A 20,242-nucleotide genomic window follows, 5' to 3' on the forward strand; every position below is an offset into this window, starting at 1 on the left:
GTACCTGAATTATTGCGCAACTTTTCGCGCACTGGCGGCTACCGCTAACAGCAACAGGGCGATCGCTAAAAATGCGCCGCTGAGGCTGATCCATTGCGAAATGAATCCGATTAAAGCCGGACCTGAGAGAATACCCGCATATCCCAGCGTTGTCATGGCAGAAATCGCCAGGTTCGCAGGCATATCCTGTTGATTCCCGGCAGCATTGAACAACATCGGCACCGTGTTAGATAAACCAAAGCCGACCAGCAGGAAAGCCAGCAGGGCGATCTCCGGCCACGGCAGCCAGACGGCCAGACTCATGCCAGCTGCGGCGGTCAGCGCGCCGGTCAGCATCACCGGGTAGCGACCAAAACGCTCGATGATCTTATCGCCGCTAAAACGGCCCAGCGTCATCGCTACGGAAAACACCGCATAGCCCAGTCCAGCCCATGCGGGTGACATCTCCGGGTTCTGCAACAGCAGCAGCGCGCCCCAGTCCAGCACGGCCCCTTCCGCCAGGAACAGGATAAAGCAGAGCAGGCCAAGAAACGCGACCCAGCCGCGTGGGATCACCAGCCAGGGTTGATCGGGCTGATGCAGGCGTTCATTCATTAAGACCGGCAGTCGCCACAGCAACAGCAACAACATCACTGCCATTACCACCAGCGTGGCGGCCAGGGGTGAAAAAGACTGGCTCAGCAACAGGCTGACCGTGCCCGCACCCAGAATCCCGCCAAGACTGAAGAAGCCATGGAAGCCGGACATCATCGGTTTATCCGCCGCCTGCTCAACCTGAACCGCCTGATAATTCATCGCCACATCAAGCATGCCCAGCCCGGCGCCAAACAGCATCAGCGCAGCCGCCATGACCAGATGAGAGTCAGCCGTGGCCAGTAGCGGCATCATCATCAGCACTAACAGGGTAGAGAAGCACATCACCCGACGGCAGCCAAATCGCGCCACCAGTGTGCCGGTCACCGGCATCGCGGCCAGCGAACCAATACCCAGACAGAGCAGTAACGCGCCCAGTGATGCGCCGCTGAGCTGCAGACGATCGCGGGCAAACGGCACCAGCGGAGCCCAGGCTGACATTCCTAAGCCATTGATCAAAAAGATGGTGCGCGTGCCCCAGTTCAGGCGGCTCTGATGTTTGTTTTGTTGTGCAGCGTCCAGTGCGGTCATAGGTCAGATTCATCAATGGTAAAGCGGAAAAGTGTAGCACTGGCCGTGAGTCAGTGGTCGTTGCGCCTCTTATCAGGAAGGGGATTGCAACATGGCATAAATGGCAAAACCGGGAGTTTACCGACTTTTGTCGCGCTGCGAATTTTTTCCAGAACTTTCCTGGCATGACCACCGCCCCGCAGAATGACTTAACTCAAATTTCACTGTCGTTTTTCAACGACTTGCTGCTGAAAAATCGGATCAGGGCCACTGATAAATGATGGCTGAATCGCTTAATGAACAAATTTTTTTTACAGCCCTGATGTTCCGGTAGTGGTGGTTTTTTAACCTTTCCGCATCATTTCCGGAAACAGTCAGCAATAAATTGACATGTAAAAACAAAGGCAAAGCGGATTTTATGAAAGCCTTATTTCAAGTGAGGCTTATGTAATGAAGATTAAAACATAATGAAATCTGTACATTGAAATTGTTTTTTAACACGGCTACGCTAAAACTTAATCTGTCAGAAACGTTACATTTTGCGTGAGTCTGTACAAGTAAAACTAACAATAACACCGTCACTCGCCACTCTGATTAGAGCGTGTGACCAGCTTTGGCTTTGCCGTTTCGACATACACCAGGTTAAGACATCTTCTGATCTTCAGAAGGTGAAACTATGTGTGAACACTGTAAGCATAAAATAATTTTATGTTTATGGATTCAGTATATTAGCTAATCTGGTGGAGTAGAGGTTACAAATGGCAGAACTCACGCAAGGCCGTGTAGACATTATCTCGCGCGAAAACGGCACACTCATCTCGCAGTCCGTCAGCGGTTCGTCACAATCCATTAACCTCACCGAGCCCAGCGTCGTGCGCATCAGCGGCACCCGCGACATGGTGACGCAGTATGAGCGCCAGGGTAACGATCTGGTGCTGCATATGCGCGACGGCAAGACTGTCCGCTATCAGAAATTCTTCCTCGACGACGCCGATGGCCAGCACAGCGAACTGGTGTTCGATGATGGCGTCAACCCACCGGAACACGCGCTCTTTCCGCAGACCGCAGAAGGGGCTGAACTCGCTTCCACGTCGGTCACGCCAACCTATGAATCACTCGACAGCGTAGAGCCGCTGCTGCTGGCAGATAACGCCAACACCTCGATGGGTGTGATAACGGCGGGCGGTCTGGGTGTGCTCGGCTTAGCCGGTCTGGCCGTTGGCGTCGGCGGCGGTGGTGGTGGCGGCGGTGGGGGTAACGGTGGCGGCAATGACGGTGGCACCGATCCTGGAACACCGGTCACGCCGGGGACGCCTGCCATCACGCTCAATGCATTCGCTGGCGATGATGTTCTGGATAACGCGGAAAAAAGCAGCGATCAGGTACTGAGCGGCACCACCAGTAATGTCGAAGCGGGTCAGATTGTCACTGTCACGCTGGGCGGCCAGACCTACAACGCCACCGTCGGTGCTGACGGCAGCTGGAGCGTCACTATTCCTGCTGCCGCGCTGGCGGGACTCGCCGCAGGCACCACCACCATCGACGTCAGCGTCACTAACGCGGCGGGCACGACGACCACCGGCAGCCTGCCCATTACCGTCGCGGCCGCCGATCCCGGCACACCGGCTGCGCCGTCCATTAGCCTGAACCCGTTTGCGGGCGATAACCTGCTGGATAACAGCGAAAAAACCACGCCACAAACGTTGTCCGGCAGCACCAGCAATGTCGAAGCGGGCCAGCAGGTCAGTGTGACATTGGGCGGACAGAGCTATAACGCCACTGTGGGGGCGGATGGCAGCTGGAGCGTCTCAATTCCGGCTGCCGCACTCTCGGCGCTGGCTGCAGGCAGCAGCACCATTTCGGTCAGTGTGACCAGCGCCGCGGGCACGGCGGCTGCCGCCAGCCTGGGTATCCAGGTGCAGGCACCTGACACCACCCCTGGTGTGCCAGCCCTGACGATCGCCCCGTTTACCGGCGACGACGTGCTGAGCAACGCAGAAAAAACCAGCGATCAGATTCTTAGCGGCAGCACCACCAACGTCGAAGCCGGGCAGATCGTCACGGTTACACTGGGCGGCCAGAGCTACAGCGGCAGCGTGGCAGGCGACGGTAGCTGGAGCATTACCGTGCCTGCTGATGCGCTGACCGCACTGGCATCCGGCACCACCACGGTGACTGCCACCGTTGCTAACCAGGCAGGAACCGCCGCCAGCGGTAGCCTGACCGTAAACGTAGAGCCACCACTGACTCAGCCGGGTACGCCCGTTATCACCATCGATCAGTTTGCCGGTGATGACATTCTCAGCAATGCCGAGAAAAGCAGCAATCAGGTTCTTAGCGGCACCACCACCAATGTGGAAGCGGGCCAGATTGTCACCATCACGCTGGGCGATCAGACCTACAGCGCAGTAGTGGATGCGCAGGGCAACTGGAGCGTCACGCTCTCGCCTGCGGCACTGAATGCGCTGGCAGCCGGTTCGGTGGCGATTTCCGCGGTCGTCACCAGCCAGGCTGGCATTGAAGCCAGTGAAAACCGCGCGATCAGCATTGATACGCCGGTCGTTCCGGGCCCGCCATCCGTCACGCTGGATGATTTTGCCGGGGACAACGTGCTGAGTAATGGGGAGAAAGTCACCGATCAGACACTCACCGGCAGCACCAGCAATGTTGAACCCGGTCAGCTGGTAACCGTCACCCTGGGCGGCCAGACTTACAGCGGCAGCGTTGATTCGCAGGGCAACTGGAGCGTTACTTTGCCATCGGCGGCCCTGAGCGCCCTGGCGGCAGGTGAAACGACGCTGACGGTTTCAGTCAGCAATGTGGCCGGTGATACCGTGACCGGCACGCTGCCCATCACCGTGGAAGCGCCTGTCACATTGCCGGGCGAACCCACAGTCACCATTGGTCAGTTTGCCGGGGATGACATCCTCAGCAACGATGAAAAAGGGACGGCCCAGACGCTCTCCGGCTCCACCACCAACATCGAAGCGGGCCAGACGGTGACAGTCACCTTCGGTGGCCAGACTTACCTCGGCACCGTCGATGGCAGTGGTAACTGGAGTGTAATTGTTCCGGCAGCCGCGCTGGGTAATCTGCCGGCGGGAGCTAATACCATCAGCGTTACCGTCAGCAATGCCGATGGCGTGAGCACTACCGAAATCCGCGATATCGCAGTTGAGGCGCCAGTAACGGAACCGGGCGTGCCGTCTCTGATCCTGAATGATTTCGCCGGCGATAACCTTCTGAGCAACGACGAAAAAGCGGTCGATCAGCTTGTCAGCGGTAGCACCAGTAATATCGAAACCGGGCAGATCGTGACGGTCACCCTGGGCGGTCAGACCTACAGTGCCAGCGTGCAGGGTGATGGCAGCTGGAGCGTCGCCGTGCCGTCAGCCGCGCTGAATGCGCTGGCAGCAGGCACCACCACACTGACCGTCTCGGTCAGTAATGCAGCGGGCGACACAGTCACTTCAACGCAGCCAGTCACTGTCGAAGCCCCGGTAACGCAGCCGGGTGAAGCCACCGTAACCATCGACGCCTTTGCCGGGGATGACATCCTCAGCAACAGCGAGAAAGCCAGCGATCAGCTGCTGAGCGGCACCACCACCAATATCGGTGAAGGCCAGCAGGTCACTGTCACTCTGAACGGAGAGACTTTTACCGCCACGGTCGGCGCGGATGGCAGCTGGAGCGTGTCGATTGCTGCCAGTTCACTGGCAGCGCTGACAGCCGGTAGCGCAGCCCTGAATGTGACGGTGACAGATCAGTCTGGTACTCAGATCACTGAAACCCGCGACTTCCTGGTGGAGTCCTCGGGCACCGGGCCAGGCACCCCGACGCTAACCCTCAATGCCTTTGCTGACGACAACATCCTGAGCAACGATGAGAAGCTGGAAGCGCAGGCGGTCTCCGGCAGCACCACCAACGTCGAGGCGGGCCAGATTGTCACGGTGACGCTGGGCGGCCAAAGCTACAGCGGAACGGTTGGCGCCGACGGCAGCTGGAACATTGCCATTCCGGCCGATGCACTCGGTGCGCTGGCAGCAGGTTCTGCCTCGCTGGTGGTCACGGTCAGCAACGCGGCAGGCACCACCGTCAGTGACACGCTGCCGATCACGGTTGAGCCGCCGGTTACCGAGCCGGGCCAGCCCACTATCACGCTCGATCAGTTCGCCGTGGATGACGTGCTGAGCAACGATGAGAAAACCAGCGATCAGCTGCTGAGCGGCAGCTCAACCAATGTCGAGGCGGGTCAGGTCGTGACCGTTACGCTGGGCGACCAGACTTACAGCGCCACGGTCGGCGCGGATGGCAGCTGGAGCCTGAGCGTCCCGGCCAGCGCGCTGGCGGCACTGACGGCGGGCAACGCGACTATCGCGGCCACAGTCACCAATCAGGCGGGCGTAACAGTCAGCGAAGATCGGGTGATTGCGGTGGAAGCGCCAGCGGAACCGGGTACGCCGACGGTGACGATCGCCCTGTTTGCCGGTGACGATCTGCTGGATAACAGCGAAAAAGCGCTGGACCAGACGCTGTCCGGCAGCACTAGCAACGTGGAGGCGGGCCAGACGGTCACCATTACCCTGGGCGGCCAAAATTACACTGCGCTGGTCAACGCGGATGGCAGCTGGAGCACGCAGATCCCCTCTGCGGCGCTCAGCGCACTGGCGGCGGGCAGCAGCACCATCGCGGTCAGCGTCACAACGGCGGCAGGCGCCTCAGCTACCGACACCCGCGATATTAACGTCGCCCCGGCGGCAGGCGAACCTGGCGTGGTTTCCATTAGTGAACCTGTCAGCCTTGATGGTTTCCTGAACCAGCAGGAGCTGAGCAGCGATCTGATCATCAGCGGATCTGCAGTCGGCGTTAACCCGGGCCAGGCAGTGCAGCTTAACTTTAACGGCAGCAATTACAGCGCGGTAGTGAACAGCAATGGCTTCTGGAGCGTCACCGTTCCGGCAGGCGATCTCACCACTATTACCGACGGCGTAAAACTGATTTCGGTCACCACCACCGACGCCACCGGCGCACTGCTGACCGACTCCGCTCAGCTGAATGTAGTCGCAGCCACGCTGCCGCAAATCACGCTGGAGGAGAGCGCAATCACCGATGGCCTTCTCAACCGGGTGGAAGCGGGCAGCGATCTGCTGATCGGCGGCAGCACCGGCAAAGCCGTGCCGGGCCAGCAGGTTGAACTGGAACTTAACGGTAAAACCTACAGCACCACGGTCAATCCTGACGGTAGCTGGAGCCTGGCGCTGCCGGCCGCCGATCTCGCCTTACTGCCACAGGGCGCCAACAGCCTGATCATTACCGCGATTGATGAAGCAGGCAACCGCGTGTACGAGACGCTCAACTTCAGCGTCGACACGCTGCCACCGAATCTGATTGTGGCAGAGGTCGCAGGCGGCGATGGCATTCTCAACAGCAGCGAAGTGGCTGCCGGTCTGCCGGTCAGCGGTTCAGGTGCGTTGCCGGGCGAAGTGGTTTCTGTCTCGCTGAATAACGTGAGTTACAGCGCCACCGTAGATGGGCAGGGCAACTGGACGGTGGATCTGCCGCCAGCGGCGCTGCAGGCCCTGTCAGATGGCAGCAGCTATACGCTGGTGGTTACGCTGACAGATGCCAGCGGTAACACCACCACCCAGACGCAGCCGCTGGCGGTCAGCACGCAGTCTCCGGTTGCGACCGTTACCGCACCGGGCGGTGATGGCGTCCTGACCAACAACGAACTCACTACGCCGCTGCAAATCAGCGGAACCGGCACCCCGGGCGACAGCGTGACGGTGGAGTTAAACGGTAAGTCCTACACCGCCATTGTTGACGAAAACAGTAACTGGAGTGCATCCGTCCCGGTGGCCGATCTCGGCACGCTGACCAATCAGACCTATCCGGTGACCGTCACCGTGACCGATCCGGCCGGTAACATCAGCACTCAGAATACGGAACTGCGGGTGGCTACCGCGGTGCCCGCTCTGACGCTCAACGATCTCAGCGATGATGGCGTGATCAACGTCAGCGACGCGCAGCAGCCGCTAATCGTCAGCGGAACCGGCGACGAAGGCGACATCATCCGCGTCACGCTGAATAACGTGGCCTACAGCGCCGTGGTGGCGCAGGGTGGCAGCTGGAGTGTCACCGTTCCGGCATCCGACCTGGCAAATGTGCCCAACGGTACCCAACCGGTATCGGTAGTGGCGACAGACGCCGATGGTAATACCACGCCAGCCAGCAGTTCACTGATTTTCGCCACCACACCGCCGCTGCTGGAAGTCTCCACGCCGGGCAGTGATGGTTATATCAATATCGCTGAACACACTCAGGATCTCACACTCGACGGACGCGGGGGGGCCCAGGGCGACACCGTCACGGTGAGTTTCAATGGCGAGACCTACACCGCCACCGTGGATACCGATGGCGCGTGGAGTGTTACGGTGCCCGCCGCGATTATCAGCCAACTGGGTGACGCAACCTATCCGGTGGATGTGGTACTCAGCGATGCATATGGTAACAGCAGCACCGTACCGACCAGCGTCACTGTGCTGGCGGCAACGTCGCCGGCGCTGACCATTAATCCCGTGACCGGCGATAATCAGGTCGACAGCGCTGAACAGCTCACCGACATTATGGTCACCGGTAACGTCACCGGCGTACCGGCAGGTCAGCCGGTATTGCTGACCATCAATGGCCAGTCTTACGATGGCGTAGTACAGGCGAACGGTAGCTGGAGTGTGTCGCTGCCAGCCGGATCGCTGGGCGGTGCAGGCGATAAAACCTTCACCGTGGCGATTACCGATGTGGCCGGTAACCCGGCGCTGCCTGCTGAAGGGCAGTTCAGCGTGATTACTTCACCCGTACCGTCGCTGTCGATTGCCCCAATCAGTGACGACAATGCGCTGAATGCCCTGGAGGCGCAGAGCGATCTTATCCTCAGCGGCGGTTCAGCGAACCTGCCGGCTAACAGCCCGATCAGCGTAACGCTGGTGACTGGCGGCACCGTCTACAGCACGACGACCGATGAAACCGGTGCGTGGACCCTGACCGTGCCGGCTGCCGATCTGGCGACGCTGCCGCAGGGCACGACCACCGTTACCGTCTCTTCGGGTGATGTGCAGAACAGCCTGCCGCTGCTGGTGGCGACCGCGCCGCTGGCAGACCCGCAAATCAACACGCCATTCACTGACGGCATACTCAATACCGATGAAGCCAGCGCGGCGCAGACGCTGACCGGCACAGTGCTGCCAGGCCAGGCCGTCAGCGTGACCCTGGGCGGTGCCAGCTATCCGGCCACTGTAGACGCGAATGGTGAATGGAGCGTGACGATACCCGCAGACAGACTGCAGGCACTTGCGCAGGGCAGCAATCCGATTACCGTGACGGTGAGTGATGAAGCGGGTAACAGCACCAGCATCAGCGAGCCGCTGATTGTTGATACCGGCGTACCGGCGCTGACCGTTAACCCGATTGCTACCGATGGCACGATTAATGAGGCTGAAACCGCCACCGATCTGACCCTCAGCGGCACCGTTACGCCGGGCAGCAGCGTCAGCCTTGCGCTGAATGGCCAGACCTATGACGCAGTGGTTGCCGCCGATGGCAGCTGGACCGCCACCGTGCCTGCTGCGAATCTGCAACAGTTGCCAGATGGCCGTTACGATCTCAACGTGACCGTCACCACCGTCAGCGGCAACGTCGCCACTACGCCAGTGTCGGTTACCGTGGATACCACGGCACCAGACTTCAGTATCGCTGCGCCCGCGGGTGATGGCGTGCTGAACATCGCTGAGCAGGCGGCAGGGTTCAGTTTCAGCGGCGCAGGCAGTGAAGGCGATCGCGTCAGTGTGACGCTGAATGGCGTGACCTACACCGGCACCGTTGATGGTGACGGAAACTGGGCGCTGGCTGTTCCGCCAGCGGCGCTTGCCGGTCTGACCAATGGCAGCAGCTATCCGGTGGTGGTCACCGTCACCGACGCAGCCGGTAACAGCAGCAGCCAGAACAGTGCCCTGACGGTTGCGACTACGCCGCCTCCGCTGGTCGTCGCGCCGGTCAGCGGTGATAACGCGCTGAACGTCGGGGAACTGGCAGAGCCGCTGGTGGTAAGTGGCAGTGGTCAGAATGGTGACGTGGTCACAGTCCAGCTCAATGACCAGCTCTACAGCACCACCGTTGGCGTTAACGGCCAGTGGACGCTGCAGATCGCCCCTGAAGCGCTGGCGGCACTGCCTCCAGGCAGTAATCTGGTGACGGTGACGGAAACCAGTGCTAACGGGAATCAGAGCAGCCAGGTGGTTGATCTGAATGTGGCAACCGCGCCGGACGTGCAACCTGTACTGACCATCGACAGCAGCACCTTCGCCGGTGACGGCATCGTCACGGCAGCGGAGCAGCTGCAGCCGATAACGGTGCGCGGCAGCAGCACGAATGTCGAACCGGGCCAGCAGGTGATCATCTCCCTGAATGGCATCGAATACAGCGGTGTGGTTGAGGCCAGCGGCAACTGGAGCATTATTCTGCCTGCGGGCGCCCTGGCTGAACTGGGAGAAGGCAACCAGACACTGAACGTCAGCGTCATCAACGCCGTGGGTAACACCGCCAGCAGCCCGCTTGACTTCAGTGTGGACAACACCCTGCCGTCGATCGCGCTGGCACCCGTCAGTGACGACAACTACCTCAATGCGCAGGAATTGGGTGGCGCCGTTGTAGTCAGCGGCAGCACCAGCGGTCTGCCTGACGGCAGCATTGTCACCGTGCTGGCCAACGGCACCACGGTCAGCACCACCGTGACGGCAGATGGAAGCTGGAGCCTGACCTTACCGGCAGGCACCTTTACCGGAACGGCAGATGGCCCGCAGACCATCACCGCCACCGCCAGCGACGCTAACGGACAGCCGCTGGCGACCAGCGACGCTACCCTGACGGTGATCGCCAGCGCATTGCCGGTGGCGACCCCGGGCGTGGCCTTTGATGATGGCATTCTGAACGGTGAGGAAGCCGCCGCCGGTGGCACGATCACCGGTAACACGGGCGTGACCGGCGACGGCCAGACCGTCGTCGTGACGCTGGGCGGCAACAACTACAGCGGCACGGTCGATGCCGCAGGCAACTGGCAGGTCGCCGTTCCGGCCGATGTCTTGTCTGCGCTGCCACAGGGCAATAGTGGCTACACCGTGGTCGTCAGTGATGTGGCGGGCAACAACAGCCAGGCGGATGGCAACCTCGTGGTGGATACGCTGCCTCCGGTGGTGAACTTCATTACGCCATCCGATGGCATCATTAACGCCGCTGAAAGTCAGCAGCCGCTGACGCTGACCGGCAGCAGTGAAGCTAACGCCCTGATTGTGGCCAGTTTTAACGGCACCACCCTGAGCACCACCGCTGACGTCAACGGCGTCTGGTCGCTGGATCTGCCCGCCACGGTTTACACCGGGCTGGGCAACGGCAGCTATCCGCTGACCGTGACCGCCAGCGATGCGGCAGGAAATGCCACCACCACCAGCCGCGACCTGGCGCTGAAAGTGGAGCCAGGCACACTGCCGACCCTGACGCTGGATGCCTTTGCCGGTAACAACGTGGTCGATGGCGCGGAGCGCCTCACCGATCAACGTCTCTCCGGCACCACCACCAACGTCGAAGCGGGTCAGCTGGTTACCGTCACCGTTGACGGCACAGTCTACAGCGCCGCCGTGCAGGCGAGCGGGGCATGGAGCATGATCGTGCCAGCCGGTGCGCTGGCCGCGATTAATGATGGCAGCGCCAGTTTTACCGTGGCGGTCAGCGATGTGGCGGGCAACACCACCACCAGCAATCTCACCTTTGACGTCAACAGCAATGCCTCTGGCCTGGCGATGGATGCCATCAGCGAAGACAACTACCTGAATGCGCAGGAGCTGGGTCAGGCCCTGATCGTCACCGGTACGTCGGTGAACGTGACAGAGGGCAGCACGGTCACGTTGCTGTTTAACAACATCAGCTACACCGCGCAGGTCTCGGCCAGCGGCCGCTGGACAGTGATCGTTCCGGCTGAGGCACTGACGGCGCTCGCCGATGGACCTTACACCCTGACGGTCACCGCAACGGACAGCGGCGGGGCGACCCTGAGCAGCGAGGCAGCGCTCAGCGTGCTGGCGACGCTGCCAGCACCGCAGATCGTCTCGGCCTTTGGCGATGGCCTGCTCAACAGCAGCGAGATCGCCACAGCACAAACCCTGAGCGGCACCACCGGCATAACCGGTGACGGCCAGACGGTGAGCGTGCTGCTGAATGGCGCAACCTACAACGGCACCGTCGACGGCAATGGCAACTGGCAGATCAGCGTGCCGGCTTCCGCGCTGGCCGGCCTGCCGGAAGATCTCCTGAACTATACCGTCACAGTCCAGGATGCAGCGGGTAACACCGGCAGCAGCCAGGGCAGCGTGACGGTGGATCTGACGCCACCGACCCTGACACTGAATACGGTTGCGGGCGATAACAGTATCAATATTGCCGAAAGCACCGCGCCGATTGTTCTCAGCGGCAACAGCAATGCCGAAGCGGGACAGCAGGTCACCATTACCCTGAACAACCAGACCTGGACCACCACGGTTGACCAGAACGGCGAGTGGAATCTGACGCTGCCTGCGGGTTCGCTGGCCGGCATTCCGGCCGGGGCGTACATTCTGACCGTGACGGTCAGCGATGCGGCGGGTAACCCGGTAACCGAAACCCGTGAAATCACCGTGGCGACGGCGTCGCTGGCCGTCAGCATAGACACCCCGTTTGGTGATGGTTATCTGAACCTGGCGGAACAGGGGGTCGGTCAGACGCTGACTGGCAGCACCGGTGTAGCGGGCAACGGCCAGACCGTCAGCGTGACGCTGGGCGGGAATGATTATTCCGCTACGGTGGATGCGCAGGGTAACTGGACGCTGACCTTAACAGCAGATCAGGTGCAGACGCTGGGCGAGGGGGTTACTACGCTGGTGGTCAATGCCAGCGATGCCGCCGGTAACAGTGGTTCGCTGACCAGCGCCGTTACGGTCGATCTCACGCCGCCAGTGCTGACCGTCAATGCCATCGGCGGCGACAACATCATCAATTCGGTAGAGGTGCTGGAAGCGGTCGCCATCAGCGGCAGTGCGTCGGTAGCGGATGCCGGACAGACGGTCACCGTCAGCTTCCAGAACGTCGATTACACCACTCAGGTGCTCTCTGACGGCACCTGGGAGGTGACACTGCCAGCCAGCGTCGTGCAGGGGCTGGCTGACGGCAGCTACACCGTTGCTGTCTCGATGACCGATGCGGCGGGGAACCCGGCCACGGCCACCCAGACCCTGACGCGTGATGCTGACACTCTGAACCTGCCAACCCTGACCATCGGGACCATCAGTGACGATAATTTCCTTAACCAGGCGGAGTCGCTACAGGATCTGAACATCGGCGGCACCAGTAACAACCTGGTGGAAGGCCAGCTGGTGACGGTGACGCTGAATAACATTCAGTACAGCGGCACGGTGGCAGCCGACGGCAGCTGGACGGTGACCGTTCCGGCCGCCGATCTGGGTAATCTGCCGGATGGCGATCAGCTGCTGGTCGTGGTCTCAGCGGATACGTCTGGCAATCCGGCCAGCGCCAGCACCAGCCTGGTCGTGCTGGCCAGCGCGCAGGTTCAGCCGACGCTGACCATGAACGTGGTAGCCGGCGATGATGTGATTAACGCCACCGAGGCCACAGCGGATGTCGCGGTCAGCGGCAGCAGCACCCTGCTGGCAGCGGGTACGCTGGTGACGGTGTCGTTTAACGGCACTGACTACAGCACCACGCTCGACGCTGACGGCAACTGGACGGTGAATGTGCCGTCTGCTGCCTTTACCAGCGTGGCTCCGGGCAGCACGCAAATCTTTACCGTGACCGCCACTGATGTCGCAGGCAATCCGGCGACCGCCACTCAGGAGGTCAGTTTCATTACCACACCGCCTGCGCTGACGAATATCACGGTCGATGCGGGAGATACCCTTAACCTGGCGGAGTCGCTGCAGGATCTCACCATCAGCGGCAGCACCACCGGCGCATTGCCGGTGACGGTGACGCTAAATAACGTCAGCTATACCACCACGGCCGATGCCGACGGTAACTGGTCACTTACTATTCCGACCGCTGACCTGCAGCAGCTGGCGGACGGCCCCAATGCGATTACCGTTTCGGTCACCGACGCGGCGGGCAATATCACCACGGATAGCACCACGACACTGGACGTAGCATTTAATACCCTGCCAGCGCTGACGCTGAATACGCCGTTTGGCGATGCGCTGATCAGTGCGGCAGATGCGGAAGGGGCGTTAACGCTGAGTGGTGACAGTACCAATCTGCCGGAAGGCAGCGTGGTGAACATCTCTGTAGGCGGGCAGAACTTCAGCACCACCACGGATGTCAGCGGTAACTGGACGCTGAACCTGGCACCGGGCGCGCTGACGGGCCTGGCCGATGGATTGACACAGGTGGTGGTCAGCGCCGCGGATGGTGCCGGTAATCCGGCGCAGGTTACCGCAGGCGTTGAGATCCTGCAGAGTGATCCTGTTTCAGCCGCCTTCGACACGACACTGTTCGGCGATAACATCATTAATATCAGCGAAGCAGGCTCCGTTCAGCTGGTCACCGGCACCTCCACCGTCGTGCCGGGCCAGACCCTGAGCGTCACGGTAGGCGATGACAATATCCCGCTGTCGGTGACGGTCGATGCCAATGGCAACTGGACTGCCAGCCTGCCCCCAGAGTTCATTGCCAGCCTGGGAACCGGTGAACATACCCTGACCCTCACCACCACGGATCGGGCCGGTAACAGCATTGAAACGACCAAAACGTTCGTCGCCGCGATTACGCCGATTGCTAATCCAACGCTGGATACGCCATTTATTGATGGCCGTATCAATGCTGAGGAGGCCGCCGCAGGCGGATCACTGACCGGTGCGGTAAACATTGATAATGCCACCTCGGTTACGGTAGCCGTTAATGGCACGGTCTATTCCGCTACGCTCAGTGCGGATGGTTCGCGCTGGTCGCTGGATCTGCCGCCTTCTGTATTGCAGTCATTGCCGGATGGCAACTGGCCGGTGAGCGTGACGGTTACCGATGCGAACGGCAACGTCGGCAGCACCAGTGGCACTGTGCTGGTGGCCGTGAATGCGCTGCCGGACGTGACGCTGAACCTGCCGTTTGGCGACGGTGCGCTGAACGCAGCAGAGGCGGCCGGTGAACAGATCCTCAGTGGCACAACCGGCATTACTGGTGCCGGACAGACGGTAACGGTGCTGATCTCCGGCTTTAACAACGGTCAGCCGCTGGCAGCCACGGTGCAGACCGATGGCAGCTGGTCTCTGGCCCTGTCGCCGGCGCAGTTAGCCACTTTCACCAGCGGCACCCACACCATTACCGTGACGGCGACCGATATCGCGGGTAACAGCGACGCGACGGCGCAGAACGTGGTGACAGAGGTGGCGCTGCCTGTGCCGACCTTCAACCCAGGCGCATTTGGCGGCGACAACCTGCTGAACATCAGTGAAGCCGCGGCAGGGGTGACCCTGACCGGCACCACCGGCAGTGTCGGGGCGAACCAGGCGGTCAGCATTACCGTGGATGTCAACGGCAGCCTCTATTCTGGCACCGTGGCGAGCAACGGTAACTGGACTGTTAACATTCCTGCCAACGCCCTGAGTTCACTGGGTGACGGTGCGCAATCACTGACGGTTAACGTCGTGGATGCGGCGGGCAACAGCGCGTCGGCGCAGCTGCCGTTCACCGCGGATCTCAGCGCGCCGCAGCCTGCGGTCAATCCGGAATTCCTTGGCAGTTATGTGAATGGCGGCGATGTTGCCGCAGGAGTGACGCTGAGCGGAACCACCGGTGAGGCGGGCGCGAATCAGACTGTGCAGCTTACGCTTGGCGGCACAACCTATTCTGCGACAGTGGATGCCAATGGGAACTGGACGGTGCCACTGACAACGGCGGAGCTTTCACTGCTGCCGGATGCCACCTATCCGGTTACCGTGACGGCAACCGATGCGGCGGGCAACAGCACCACCATTAACAGTTCGCTGGTGCTCGACACCACACCACCGGTGCTTAATGTTGCCGCCTTTACCGGTGACAATGCGCTGAACTACGCCGAGAGCATTCAGCCGCAGAGTCTCAGCGGCACCGCAGAGGGAGCCGAGCCGGGATCAGTGGTCTCAATCTCTCTGAATGACACGCTGCTTGGCACCGCGATAGTGACAGCCAACGGCAACTGGAGTGTAACGCTGACGCCAGAACAGATGGCCACCTTTGGTCCATCGACGACCCTGGCGCTGGCAGTGACCGATCTGGCAGGCAATACCGCCAACGGCACGGTTGCGCTGACGGTAGATCTTACCCCACCGCCAGGGCCGCTGGTTACGCTGGGCACAGTCTCGGGCGACAACATCATCAGCACCCAGGATGTGGCGGGTGGTGTGGTAGTGAGTGGCACCTCCGCTAACCTCGGTGCGGGTGGGGTAGTGACGGTGTCGATCAATGGTCAGGAGTACGCGACTACGCTGGATGCGTCGGGCAACTGGTCAACGGCGGCATTGCCGGTCAGCGCCTTTGGCAATGCGGACGGCAGCGTCGCCATCACGGTGAATGCTACCGATGGCACTACCCCTGTGACCACCAGCGGTAACGTGCTGATCGACCTTACGCCACCGGCACTGACTCTCAATCCGTTTACCGGTGACAACCAGGTCAATGGCAATGAAAGTGCCACCAGCCAGGCCATCAGTGGCACCGCCGATCTCAGCGAAGTGGGTCGCACGGTGGTGGTGACCTTCAATAATCAGACCTACAACGCCGTGGTGCAGAGCAACGGCACCTGGTCCGCAACGGTTCCTGCCAGCGCGATGCAGGCTCTTCCCGATGGCAGCTCGCCGGTGATCACCGCGCAGCTGGCGGATGCGGCCGGTAACGTGACGACGACCACCCAGACGGTGACGGTGGATACCGCCGCGCCGCTGGTCCAGGTCGACGCGTTCCTCGGCGACAACGTGATCAACGCCGCTGACCTGGTGCTAAGCCAGGTGCTGACCGGCAGCGCGCAGGGAGCAGAAGGCCAGACCATCGGTCTCTATCTGGGCGATGCCGCGCCGATCGCCACCGCGACGGTGGGTGCTGACGGACGCTGGAGCATCGATCTCGCGCCGGATGTCCTGTCGAGTCTCACTGACGGTGCGCTGGTGTTTGGCGTGAGGGTCAATGACGGTGCGGGCAACCAGACCGACGCCACGCTGACGGTCAACAAAGTGGTCAACAGTGCGCTGACGCTGGTGGTCGATTCGGTGTTCGGCGACGGCACGCTCAGCGCGCTGGATACCACGGTGGCGCAGACTATCTCCGGGGTTGCGACCTCGGCGGGTGTGGGTGCCACGGTATCGGTGGTACTGGGCGGCACTACGCTCTCTGCGTCAGTGGGCCAGGATGGTAAATGGGCCATCGTGGTGCCGCCTTCGGTGCTGGGCCTGTTAAGTGATGGCAATCTTGCGCTTGACGTCACCCTGACCGATGCCGCGGGCAACACCCGCACCGTCGGTGAAACCGTCACCGCGATTGTCGATGCGGTGCCGGTGGTTGGCGCGCTCACCGGGCTGTTTGGCGGTGATAACCTGCTGAACATTGCGGAAGCCGCTGCCGGACAACTGGTCAGTGGCGTGATAGAAAATGCGGCTGTGGGTTCCCAGGTAACGGTCACCTTTGGCAGCAAGAGTTACAGCACGACGGTGCAGGCGGGTGGAGTGTGGAGCGTTAACCTGCCGGGCAGCGATCTGACCTCTCTGCTGGATGGCAATCTGACGCTGGGCGTCAGCGTCAGAGACGTGGCGGGCAATGTCGCCTCCAGCAGCGCATCCATCGGCATCTTTACTCAGACGCCATCAATCTCGCTGACCTCACTGTTTGGTGATGGGGTGCTGAACCTGGCTGATATCGCCACCGGACAGGTGATCAGCGGGGTGGTGAACAACGTCGCGCAGGGCAGTGTGGTGACGCTCTCGGTTGGCAACAGCCAGGTGACCGCCACCGTGGGTGCGGGCGGGGCGTTCAGCGCCACGGTGACGCCAGATATTCTGGGCACGCTGGCGCAGGGCAACCTGACGGTGGGCGCATCGGTAACGGATGCGGCGGGCAATACCGCCAGCACCAGCGCCGGTATCCGGGTCGATACGCTGCTGCCGACCATCACCGTGAATCCGCTGTTTGGCGACGGTCTGCTGAACGTGGCGGATTCGCTGGTCACCCAGGTGATCGGTGGGGTGATTGGCGGCGCGGAAGCGGGATCGCGCGTGGTGGTGTCGGTAGGTTCACAGCAGTTGGTGACGGCGACCGATGCCAATGGCAACTTTAACGTCTCGCTGACGCCAGCGCTGTTGCAGGGGATTGCAGATGGCAATCTGACCGTGGGCATCAGCGTCACCGACAGCGCGGGTAACACCAACAGCACCACGGCCGGGGCACTGGTCGGTATTCACAACCTGCCGAAAGTTACCCTCAATCCGCTGTTTGGCGACGGCGTGCTGAACCTGGCGGAGTCGCTGGTGACTCAGACCATCAGCGGCACGGTCTCCGGGCTGGCTGCGGGTAGCAGCGTCAGGCTGGCAATTGGCAGCACCATCGTCAACGCGCAGGTCAACGCGGATGGCAGTTTCTCAACCGCCGTCTCGCCAGCGATTCTGTCAACGCTGCTGAACGGGAACTTCACCGTCAGCGCGGCCGTCACCGATCCGGTCGGAAACGTCAGCAGCACCAGCGCGGGCGTGTCACTGGGACTGTTCCAGCCGACCCTGTCGGTGAATACGGTGTTTGGCGATGGCGTGCTGAGCGCCGCGGATCTGGCCTCTAACCAGACCCTGAGCGGGACGTCCAGCCTCTCTGCCGGTTCAACCGTCAGCGCCACGCTGAATGGCCTGACCTACACCACCAAAGTGGTCAGCGGCGGCAACTGGAGTATTACCGTCCCGAAAGCGGATCTTGTTGCTATCACTGACGGCAGTAAAACCGTCACGGTCACCGGCACCGATGCCTACGGTAACGTGGCAAACAGCAGCGGAACGCTGAGCGTCATCAGTCAGTCGACGCCGGTGGTCGCCATTACCTCGCTGTTTGGTGACAGTGCGCTGAGTGCGGCAGATGTCAAAACGGCGCAGACTATTAGCGGCACCGCCAGCAACGCCGAGGGATCGGTCGTGCGCGTCACGCTGGGCGGCCAGACTTACAGCACCACGGTGAGCAGCAACGGCAACTGGAGCCTCTCTGTTCCGGCGGCTAACCTTGCTGCCATTACTGACGGTCTGCAGACCGTCACCGCCAGCGTGACCAACGGTGCGGGCAGCATTGGCAACACCTCGGCGTCGCTGGGTGTGGTCAGTCACACCACGCCGACGGTCAGCGTCAACAGCTTCTTTGGCGGCGATGGCTACCTCAATATTGCGGAAGCCAACAGTACTGAAACCATCAGAGGAACCAGCACCAACGCGGCGGGCGGCACGGTGACGGTGAACGTGGCGGGTAATATCCTTACCACGACCATTGGTGCGAATGGCGCATGGAGCATCAGCGTGCCGTCAGCGACGCTGAAAGGGATCGCCGATGGCAGCCATCCACTCACCGTTACGGTGGCGGACATTGGCGGCAACACCGCAACCAGTACCAGCAGCTTTACCGCGCTGTCGCACAATCAGCCGCTGGTCGGGGTCGATCCGGTGCTGAGCATCGTCGGTTCCTTACTGGCGGGTCTGGTGGTGCAGGGGGGATCGCTGAATGCCGCGCAGGGCTCGAAAGTGAACGTTACGCTGCTGCTCTCCAACGGCAACAACGGCCCGACGCTGAACACCACGACCGATGCGCTGGGGCGTTACGCGGTTAACTTCTCACCTTCACTGCTGTCGGTGGGTGGCCTGCTGCTGTCGCTGGGAACGCTGGCGAAAGTCACGATTACCGACGCGGCCGGTAACAGCTACTCGACCACCAATACCCTGTTGCTGGGTGCGCTGCTGCCGGTAACGCTGGCAGCAAACGAATCGGTTGCGCTGTTCTCGGTGGCGGATGACAGCGCCACTGTCGCCAGCGCGGAGACGCAGCATAACAGCAGCACCAGCAGCGATGAGAGCAGCGCCCATGTGGCGGTGGCTTCCACGCTGATCACCGAAGCGGATACCGTGACGCCAGTCAGCAGCAGTGAAAACGCGGCGGCAAATGACGCCGCGGTGGCAGCGGCACCGGCAGAGGAGGTGGGTTACACCATCGGCGGCGTCGTGATTACGCTGGCCGATGGCAGCACCATTGAGGGGGCGACAGTGACCGGCAGCAGCGGGGCGGATATCGTGACGGTCAGTGACCTTAACTTTACCCATATTGATGGCGGCGCAGGCACCGATACCCTGGTGCTGAATGGTGAGCATCTCAGTCTGGATCTCACCGCGCTGGGCCTGAAGGTCGAACACATTGAGGTGCTCGATTTGGGTAAAACCGGAACCAACTCCGTGAAGCTCGATCTCAATGAAGCACTCAATATCACGGATAAGCAGAGTGACGATTTGCTGATCAAAGGCGCAGATGGCAGCCAGGTGACACTGGCTAACAGCAACGGCGGAATCTGGGAAGTGACGGGCGAGCGTACCGTTGAGGGCAGAGTCTTTGAGATCTACCACAACTCGGCGCTGACCAGTGATAACACCCTGGGCGATGTGCTGGTGCAGCAGAACCTGCAGGTTCATGTTGTGTAGTGACTGAAAGGTCTGTTCAGAAGATGAATAGAGCGGGTGCGAAAGCACCCGCTTTTTTTGTTTTAGTCACGTGATAATTGCATTTTCCAGATTATCGCCACTATTCATTAGCAGGATGAAAGATTAGGGTAGGCGCAACAAACGGCGTCACGCCGTAAAATCAGCATTCTGACTCTATTTGGCGCTTTTATTAGCGTCCTGTTTATCAATCCTTGTTACCTGCGGGTAACCGGTTCCGACCAGCGGAAACGGGCAGCTTCAGCTGTCCCACTACCATGTCGTCAGACTAAACGATCGGTTTATCCGATGGTTTTTGTCTGCGTTTCTGTTCTGAA

General features: G+C 61.0%; 2 protein-coding genes. One reads left to right on the top strand and one right to left on the bottom strand.

Annotated elements, in window-relative coordinates:
* Window positions 1-9: 9 nt before the first annotated feature.
* Window positions 10-1,164 carry an MFS transporter gene (locus NR201_RS14770; RefSeq protein WP_060680634.1) on the bottom strand — a complete coding sequence of 385 codons (1,155 nt, stop codon included), beginning with the start codon at window positions 1,162-1,164 and terminating at the stop codon, window positions 10-12.
* A 737-nt stretch (window positions 1,165-1,901) separates the two neighbouring features.
* Between NR201_RS14770 and NR201_RS14775 the strand changes: the two genes are divergently transcribed.
* Window positions 1,902-19,907 (top strand): Ig-like domain-containing protein, encoded by an 18,006-nt coding sequence (locus NR201_RS14775; RefSeq protein ID WP_256849926.1) that lies wholly within the window; start codon window positions 1,902-1,904, stop codon window positions 19,905-19,907.
* The last annotated feature ends 335 nt before the right edge of the window (window positions 19,908-20,242 follow it).

The sequence above is a fragment of the Pantoea sp. Fr-CA_6 genome, assembly GCF_024520895.1.
GTDB classification, from domain to species: Bacteria; Pseudomonadota; Gammaproteobacteria; order Enterobacterales; family Enterobacteriaceae; genus Pantoea; species Pantoea agglomerans.